Annotated in this window: 9 protein-coding genes; all 9 read left to right on the forward strand. The window is 36.9% G+C overall.

Annotation, left to right across the window (positions count from 1 at the left end; all coding sequences use genetic code 11):
• On the forward strand, positions 1-731 hold a 731-nt coding region (locus tag ABWO41_RS12545), incomplete at its 5' end, for a T9SS type A sorting domain-containing protein (RefSeq protein ID WP_353138384.1).
• Between the two features lie 78 nt (positions 732-809).
• Complete coding sequence (locus ABWO41_RS12550) at positions 810-1,559, forward strand: FadR/GntR family transcriptional regulator (RefSeq protein WP_353138387.1); 750 nt, start codon at positions 810-812, stop codon at positions 1,557-1,559.
• A 34-nt stretch (positions 1,560-1,593) separates the two neighbouring features.
• On the forward strand, positions 1,594-3,738 hold the full coding sequence (locus tag ABWO41_RS12555) for a heparinase II/III domain-containing protein (protein ID WP_353138390.1): 2,145 nt from the start codon (positions 1,594-1,596) through the stop codon (positions 3,736-3,738).
• Between the two features lie 18 nt (positions 3,739-3,756).
• The gene (locus ABWO41_RS12560; protein WP_353138393.1) at positions 3,757-4,095 is read left to right on the forward strand and encodes a cupin domain-containing protein; all 339 of its coding nucleotides are present in this window, start codon (positions 3,757-3,759) and stop codon (positions 4,093-4,095) included.
• Between the two features lie 24 nt (positions 4,096-4,119).
• Positions 4,120-4,986 carry an alpha/beta hydrolase fold domain-containing protein gene (locus ABWO41_RS12565; protein ID WP_353138396.1) on the forward strand — a complete coding sequence of 289 codons (867 nt, stop codon included), beginning with the start codon at positions 4,120-4,122 and terminating at the stop codon, positions 4,984-4,986.
• A 7-nt stretch (positions 4,987-4,993) separates the two neighbouring features.
• Positions 4,994-6,007 (forward strand): right-handed parallel beta-helix repeat-containing protein, encoded by a 1,014-nt coding sequence (locus ABWO41_RS12570; protein WP_353138399.1) that lies wholly within the window; start codon positions 4,994-4,996, stop codon positions 6,005-6,007.
• Between the two features lie 11 nt (positions 6,008-6,018).
• Complete coding sequence (locus tag ABWO41_RS12575) at positions 6,019-7,311, forward strand: MFS transporter (protein WP_353138402.1); 1,293 nt, start codon at positions 6,019-6,021, stop codon at positions 7,309-7,311.
• 8 nt (positions 7,312-7,319) lie between these two features.
• The gene (locus ABWO41_RS12580; RefSeq protein WP_353138405.1) at positions 7,320-8,072 is read left to right on the forward strand and encodes an SDR family NAD(P)-dependent oxidoreductase; all 753 of its coding nucleotides are present in this window, start codon (positions 7,320-7,322) and stop codon (positions 8,070-8,072) included.
• 221 nt (positions 8,073-8,293) lie between these two features.
• Positions 8,294-8,491, forward strand: coding sequence for a hypothetical protein (locus tag ABWO41_RS12585; protein WP_353138408.1), 198 nt, complete (start codon positions 8,294-8,296; stop codon positions 8,489-8,491).
• Positions 8,492-8,645 lie beyond the last annotated feature (154 nt).

Here is an 8,645-nt window from a genome sequence, read left to right on the forward strand (position 1 = left end):
GGGTTAATAATGCGAGGGTAGAAACAGCTGCTAGTGACTACAATTTTACAAAAGGAGGCTTGCCTCAAGACGCAGTTATCTCAGATTTATTCTTTTATGGCACCAGGAGCTCAAGTACATCTACAGTTTACCCTACAGCTTATGTTGATGATTTTTTATATGCGAATTATTTAAGTGAGCTTACCTTACCTGTAGAGTTACTTTCTTTTTCAGCACAAAAAAATGCTTCTTCTGTACAATTAAACTGGTCAACAGCATCAGAACAGAATAGTGCTGTATTTATTGTAGAGCGTTCTGCTGACGGAAAGAATTTTGAAGCAATAGCTACAGTAAAAGCGGCCGGAAACACAAACGAAAAACAATTTTATAGCTATGAGGACAATAAACCAATTGCAGGAACAAGTTATTACAGATTGGTTCAGTATGATAAAGATGGAAAGTATAAATTGTATGATGCAAAGGCTGTTGAATTTGATTTTTTAAATAAAGATTTTGTAATCATTAATACAGCAGAACCATCGGGATTAAGTTTCAAACTGAATAGCAATATAGCTTCGAGAGCTGAAGCTATATTATCCAATATTCAGGGGAGTAAGATTTTGTCCCAAACAATACATGTAGATGCCGGAGAACATATTTATGAACTCAATAATTTGCCTTTAGCTCCCGGAGTTTATGCTTTTTCTTTAAAATATGGTAATAAAGTATATATAGCTAAAATAATTAAGTAAAATATATTTTCGATAAATCAGATATATGTTTATATTTGGTAGACCAATTAATTGGTCTACCAAAATTAAGTTAAATGTATGAATTCATTAATTGACAATATTAAAGCCATTCAGGTCGAGTCTCCGGTAGACAAGATTATTGATCAATTGAAACAATTGATTCTTTCTGGCCAGCTAAAACCAGGGGATAGACTGCCTTCAGAAAGAGCATTGTCTGAAAGATTTGGGGTGGGGAGAAGCTACATTCGCGAGGCAATCTTGAAATTGGAATTTTATGGATTGTTAAGAACCAATCCTCAAAGCGGTACTTACGTCGCAGGTTTAAGCATAAATGTTATTGAGAATATTATTTCCGATATCATTAAGTTTAACAAAGATAGCTTCAATTCATTAGTGGAGGCAAGATGCCATCTGGAATTTACCATCATAAAACTTGCTGCAGAGCGCAGAAGCGAGCAGGATATTGAAGAAATCCGAGCTGCTATGGAAGAATATGAGCAAAAGATTTCTTCCGGTGCTCCATCTGCTGTAGAAGAAGATATGATTTTTCATATAAAAATAGCTAAAGCAGCAAAAAGTTCGGTATTAGAATCAATGATTCTTTTTATTATTCCAGATTTAATTAAAAGTATTGTAGAGAACAATGTTTGTGGAAAAAATAGAGTACATCGCTCTATTCCGGAACATCGTGAAATTTACGAAGCTATTGTAAGTCAGGATGTGGACCGGGCAGAAAGGGCTATGATTGCGCATTTGGATGAGATTTGGTCAATCAGTAAGGCTGGCTTGGAAAAAGCCAGATTGGAAGGTGCTTCCTTGGCTGGATAAGTAAAACCTATTTATAATATTAAAATTGTCTTTTATGAACTACTTAAAAAAAGTGGTAATTGTATTGCTATGCCTTTTCGTTGGGTTTGAAAATTATGCGCAGCAACATCCTAGCATCATGCTTACAAAAGCCAATATAGATGCTGTAAGAAAAGGTACAAATGAATATCCTTTGCTTAAGCACTCATATTTAGAGGTTAAAAAGCAAGCAGATGCCGCCTTAAGTCAGCCTATTCAGGTTCCGGTACCAGCAGACGGAGGAGGTGGAGTAACCCACGAACAGCATAAAAAGAATTACAATACCATTTTAAATTGTGGTATAGCATTTCAAATTTCAAAAGAGCAGAAGTATGCCAATTACGTAAAAGACATGTTGCTGAGTTATGCAAGCCAATATCAGAAATGGCCTTTGCATCCAAAAGCAAAAGAAAACCATCAGGGAGGCAGAATTTTTTGGCAGGCACTTAACGATTGTGTTTGGCAAGTTTATACCATACAAGGTTATGATATGGTTTATGATGCGATTTCGGCCAAAGACAGGGAAACAATAGAAAATAAGCTATTTATGCCCATTCTTAAATTCCTGACCGAAGATTGTTACACTACTTTTAATAAAATACACAATCACGGAACCTGGAACGTAGCGGCAGTTGGAATGACCGGCTATGTATTAAGTAAACCTCATTATGTAGAAATGGCATTAAGAGGTTCTAAAAAAGATGGTAAATCGGGTTATTTAGCTCAGATAGATCAGCTTTTTTCGCCGGATGGTTACTATATGGAAGGACCGTATTATCAAAGATACGCTTTACTTCCCTTTGTGCTGTTTGCCAAGGCAATCAACAATTATCAGCCAAACCTGAAGATTTTTGAATACAGAGATCAATTGCTGGTTAAGGCTATCAATTCTTCCATGCAGCTTACTTATACAGACGGAACATTCTTTCCAATAAATGATGCCATAAAAGACAAAACTTACGAGACGATTGAATTGGTATATGGGCTTAATCTGGCTTATGCAGATATAAAAGCAGAACCTTTTTTATTGGATATTGCTCAAAGGCAAAAGCGGGTTATAGTTTCTGATGCCGGATTGGCTGTTGCAAAAGCCATTGCAGAAGGAAAATCACAGCCATTTAATTACGTTTCGCAATGGATCAGAGATGGAGGTAAAGGTGACGAAGGTGGACTGGGTATTATAAGAAGCGGGAGCAACGAAGATCAGCAATGTTTATTGATGAAGGCCGCTTCGCAGGGAATGGGACATGGGCATTTTGACAGATTGAATATGCTGTATTACGATAACAATGGTGAAGTTTTTTATGATTACGGTGCTTCCAGGTTTATTAATATCGAATCTAAAAGAGGCGGACATTATTTACCCGAAAATAATTCGTGGGCGAAGCAAACTGTAGCCCATAATACTATTGTGGTTGACCAACAATCTCATTTTCAGGCAAAGGTTAGCGAAGCAGAGAAGTATCACCCAAATCTAATCTATTTTGGAAAAGATGGAGATACACAGGTAGTCAGTGCCGAAGAAAATAATGCTTATCATGGAGTAAATATGCTGAGAACTTCGGCTCTGGTTAAGCTTCCCGAAGCTAATAAAGATATTTTGATAGATCTATTCTATATCAATTCAGATAAAGAACATCAATATGATTTACCGTTTTGGTATAAGGGACATCTGGTAGGTGCTTCTTTTACACCAAAAGTTTTCACTAAAGAACTTAAGCCTTTGGGAACAGATTATGGCTATCAGCACATTTGGCTAAATGCAGAAAATAAACTGGACAAGCAAACAGGTTTTATAACAGTATTAAACAATAAAAGATTTTATACCACACATTTCACCAGTGAAACTCCTTTGAAGGTGAAAATGCTAAGTATTGGAGCTAATGATCCGGAAATGAGTCTGATGGAAGGTAAAGCTTTCATGCTGAGTCAGCCAAAAGCTCAGAACCAGACTTTTGTTACCATTACAGAAGTACATGGTAATATAGACCCGATTAACGAAACGGTAGAGGCTGCTTTTAGTAAAATAACCGATTTAAAATTAATTAAATCAGATAAAACAGGGGCAGAAATTTCATTTAAATATAGTGGAAAGTCATATAGCTATCGGTTAAGTTATTCTGATAAAACCCGCTTTGTACAATTCCTAAGCACAAAATAAATTATAATAAAATACGAAATGGAAAAAGGACAATTATTTCAGATAGAAACAGAAACCCAATGGGAAGATTTGGGAAATGGCATACAACGTAAAATATATGGTTATGACGACCAAATTATGTTGGTAAAAGCAAAGTTCGAAGCTGGTGCAGTGGGAACTTTACACGAGCATCACCATGTACAGGTAACTTATGTAGAGAGTGGTGTTTTTGAAATGACTATCGGAGAAGAGAAGAAAATCATTAGAAAAGGAGATGGTTATTACGTTCCGCCTCATGCAATTCATGGTTGTGTATGTGTAGAACCGGGAATTTTAATAGATGTATTCAGTCCGCTTAGAGAAGACTTTATAAAGTAACCTATAACCTAACAAACGAAAGAAATGAAAAAGATGTTTTCATGTTTCCTTATAACACTAGCCGGCTTTGCTCAGGCACAGGAAACAGCAGAAGTTAAAAAGGTAGTTTATCCGGATGGATTTACTGAACAACTGAATGTAGTTTATACTAAAGCTGGAGATTGGGAAGGAAAAATGGACCTTTATCTGCCACCTAAAGAGAAAGGTCCTTCTCCGGTTGTTATCAATATACATGGCGGAGGCTGGAATAAAGGAAACAAAGAGTCTCAAACTGGTTTCAGCACTTTCTTTAAAAAGGGTTATGCAGTGGCAAATATTGCCTATAGATTGTCTCAAGTTGCAACTGCACCAGCAGCAGTAGAAGATACCCGTTGTGCATTAATCTACTTGATTAAAAATGCGAAACAACTAAATATAGATCCGGAAAAAATTGTCATTATGGGAGGATCTGCGGGAGGACATCTGGCTTTAATGGGCGGACTGTTAGGAAACGATTCCAGATTTGATACCAATTGTAAAGGTGTTAAAAATGTAAAAGTTGCTGCCATTATAGATAAATATGGCATTACAGAAGTTCCTGCGTGGAAAAGTAAATCGGCAACACAATGGTTAGGAGATAAAGCAGGTGATGCTGAATTCGCAAAATCTGTATCTCCATTATCTTATGTGAGCAAAAGTAATCCGCCGGTTTTCATTGTGCATGGCGATGCAGATCCAATTGTGCCATACCAACAATCTGTTGATCTCAAGAAAAAGTTAGATGCAGCGGGAGTGAAAAATAAATTCATCACAGTAGAAGGTGGGTTACACGGCAAGTTCGATAAGGAAAAAAACTCAGAGATAAACCGGGAGATTATCAATTTCTTACAGGAAGTTGGTGTACATAAGTAAAAATGATATGAAAAGCTATTGGCTGCTTGCTTTAAGTCTTCTGGTATGTTCTTTTTTTGCCATGGCGCAAAGGACCAAACAAAAAAAGAATAATGTTGCTATGCGTCTGGTTTCTGTAAGTAGTGTTAACGAATTGAAGAATGCCTTGCAATATGCTAAACCCGGAGATTCTATAGTAATAGCTACAGGTACTTACACCGGAAAGTTTGTAATACCTGCTTCTGCTGGCGGAAAAGAAGATAAATATATTGTACTTGAAGCTAGAGATGGAGTAATATTAGAAACAGGAGATATTAATAGCGGCTATGTCTTGCATCACCAGGCGAGTTACTGGAAACTGAAGGGATTTACAGTTAAAAACGGCTTGAAGGGAATTGTGCTTGACGGTGCCAATTACAATATTCTGGAAGGGCTAAAAGTAACAGAAATAGGCGAGGAGGGAATTCATCTCAGAAAATTTAGCAGTCATAATACTATTCAGCATTGTGAAATTTCTTATATAGGAAAGAAAAGGCCTGGATATGGAGAAGGCATTTACATAGGGTCTGCTGTAAGCAACTGGGAAAAATACAGCAACGGACAGCCAGATAAATGTGACAGTAATAAAGTTATCGGAAATATTATAGGTCCCTTTGTAACCGCAGAAAGTATAGATATAAAAGAAGGGACTACAGGAGGGTTGATAAAAGGAAATTCCTTTTATTCTGAAGGTATAAGTGGAGAGAATAGTGCTGATAGCTGGATAGACGTCAAGGGAAACAATTACCTTATTGAGGATAATAAAGGGATTAATAAACAGCCTTCTGTTCTAAAAGATGGTTACCAGGTAAACTGTGCGGTTGCAGGCTGGGGAAGTTATAACGAATTTAAAAATAACATAAGTGAGGTAAATGCAGACGGGTATGCAATTAACATCCGTTTAAAAAGCAGTAAGGGAGAGGCTGTAGGCAATAAAGTATTTACCAGCAATAAAGTAAATAATGCAAAAAGTGGGTTAAGTAATATTCCACTTACCAATTAAATCGAAAAGAGATGAAAGTTAAAGGACTAAGATGGTATATTATTGCCCTTATAGCTATAGCTACGGTAATTAATTATATCGATAGAAGTGCGATCAATATTTTATGGCCATATATCTATAAAGATTTTGGGATTGCGGATGTAGACAGCAAAAATGCGTTGGCTTTAATTACTACATTTTTCATGATTGCTTATGCGTTGGGACAAACATTTACCGGTAAGTTGATGGATGCTGTAGGTACCAGAATTGGTATGACTTTGTCTATCGTTGGCTGGAGTATTTCTATTGCATTGCATGCCTTTGCCAGATCTTTGGCTTCTTTTAACATTTTCAGGTTTCTGTTAGGATTTAGTGAAGCGGGAAACTGGCCTGGAGCTACTAAAAATAATGCCGAGTGGTTTCCTCCAAAAGAAAGAGCGATAGCACAAGGTATTTTCGGAGCCGGTGCATCTTTGGGATCTGTTGTATCTGCCCCAATTATCGCATTGCTATACATTGCATTTGGATGGAAAGCGACATTTCTTTTAATAGCCGTTTTAGGGTTTGTTTGGATAATTCCCTGGCTAATTGTAAATAAGGCAACACCAGATAAGCATCCATGGATTACAGAAGAAGAGCGTCAGCATATATTAGGCAGTACGGCTGGAGTAGTAGTGGATACAGAGCCTGTATCAGAGGTTAAGGTGCTTAGCTGGAAAGAATTACTGAAATACAAAAGTACCTGGGGTATTATTATGGGGCGTTTCTTTATAGACCCGGTATGGTGGCTTTTCGTAACCTGGTTGCCAACATTCTTAAAAGAGCAATTCATGTTCGATATTAAACAAATTGGAGCATTTACCTGGGTTCCTTATCTGTTTGCCGCTATAGGAAGTTTAGCTGGTGGTTATCATTCCTCATGGCAGATTAAAAAGGGAGTGGATGCAGAAAGGGCCCGTAAAAATTCAATAGCTCTGGGAGCGGTAATCATGTTGGTTTCTTTGATAACCATTCTGTACTTCTTAGGTAGCCTTAAAGATACACCTATGTTTGCTATGGTACTGATAGGTTTAACCTTATTCGGTTTCCAGTTCCTTATAGGTAATATACAAACTTTACCAAGCGACTATTTCAACGGGAAGAATGTAGGAACAGTAGCCGGAATGGGAGGTACAGCTGCTGTGATAGGAACTTTATTGACAACATGGGCAGTTCCTGTTATTACCAAAACCAGCTACGTATCATTCTTTGTATTGGCAGCTGTGCTGGTTCCATTGGCATGGATTAGTGTAAAATATATAACATCAAAAAAAATAACTAAATAATAAAAATTATGCGTTTAAAAAACAAAGTAGCGATTGTAACAGGCGGATCTAGAGATATTGGTAGATCGGTATCGGTAAAGTTAGCAAAAGAAGGCGCTAAAGTTGTGGTTAACTACTTAAGCAACGAAGCTAATGCAGAAGAAACTCTAAAGCAAATTAAAGAGGTTGGAGGCGAAGGCATTATTGTTAAGGGCGATGTTTCTAAAGCTGCAGACGTTGCTTATATGATAGAGAAAGCCAGAGAAGCGTTTGGAAATGAAATTCATATTCTGGCTAATGTGGCCGGAGGTTTGGTAGCCAGAAAGACTACTTTGGAAATTGATGAGGAGTTTTTTGATTATGTAATGAATATTAATCTGAAAAGTGTTTTCTTATCTGTAAAAGCAGTCCTTCCTTATATGCCTTCTGGTGGTTCTATTATCAATTTTTCATCTTTAGCTGGTAGAGATGGCGGAGGTCCTGGTGCTAGTATTTATGCTACTTCTAAAGGTGCTATTATGACTTATACCAGAGCATTGGCTAAAGAATTAGGTCCAAAAAATATCAGGGTAAATGCTGTAGCACCAGGTATGATTGCCACTACTTTCCATGATACTTTTACCAAGCCAGAAGCCAGAGTAAATGTAGCTAATGCAACTTCTTTAAAGAGAGAAGGTACAGCAGATGAAGTAGGAGATTTGGTAATTTACCTGGCATCAGATGAATCCAGTTTCTTAAACGGAAATAACATAGATATCAACGGAGGCTTAGCTTTCTCATAAAATTAATTTAGTAGAATAATTGTGTTTGGTTTAGAGCCTTTAATGTCTTTGACATTAGAGGCTTTTTTTGTTGATTAAAAACTTGGATTTCTCTTTTAAAATACAATAGGTTAAGTACGCATAAAATGTTTTTTCGTTTGTAAAGTGTTGATATTCAAATGTCGGCATGGACTTTGTCAGTAAATAGACTTGGAAAACATTTTTTAACAAAAACATCTACTATGAAAAATCAATTTTTGAAACCCTTATTGGGAATTACCTTTTTGCTGGCAAGTGTTATGACTGCATGTAACTCTAATAACAATAGACAAAATGAATACGCCGATACGGTGGATAATACTGATGTCTATATTGATTCTCCAATGACCAGAACAGATACTTTAATGACGGATACCGTAGGTAGTGAATTACCAAGATAAAGGCTCTGTTTAGATTTGAACATTATTTTTTAACCAATGCTAATGAGAGAGCGTCTCAAAAGTGCTGTTCATTCCTATGAGCAGAGCTAAGAGATCTGTCTGACGACGGGTAGGAATCTTTGTCTTAAGTATTAGGATTAGAGATTTCTGCCCG

Source organism: Pseudopedobacter sp. (genome assembly GCF_040392825.1).
GTDB lineage: Bacteria > Bacteroidota > Bacteroidia > Sphingobacteriales > Sphingobacteriaceae > Pseudopedobacter.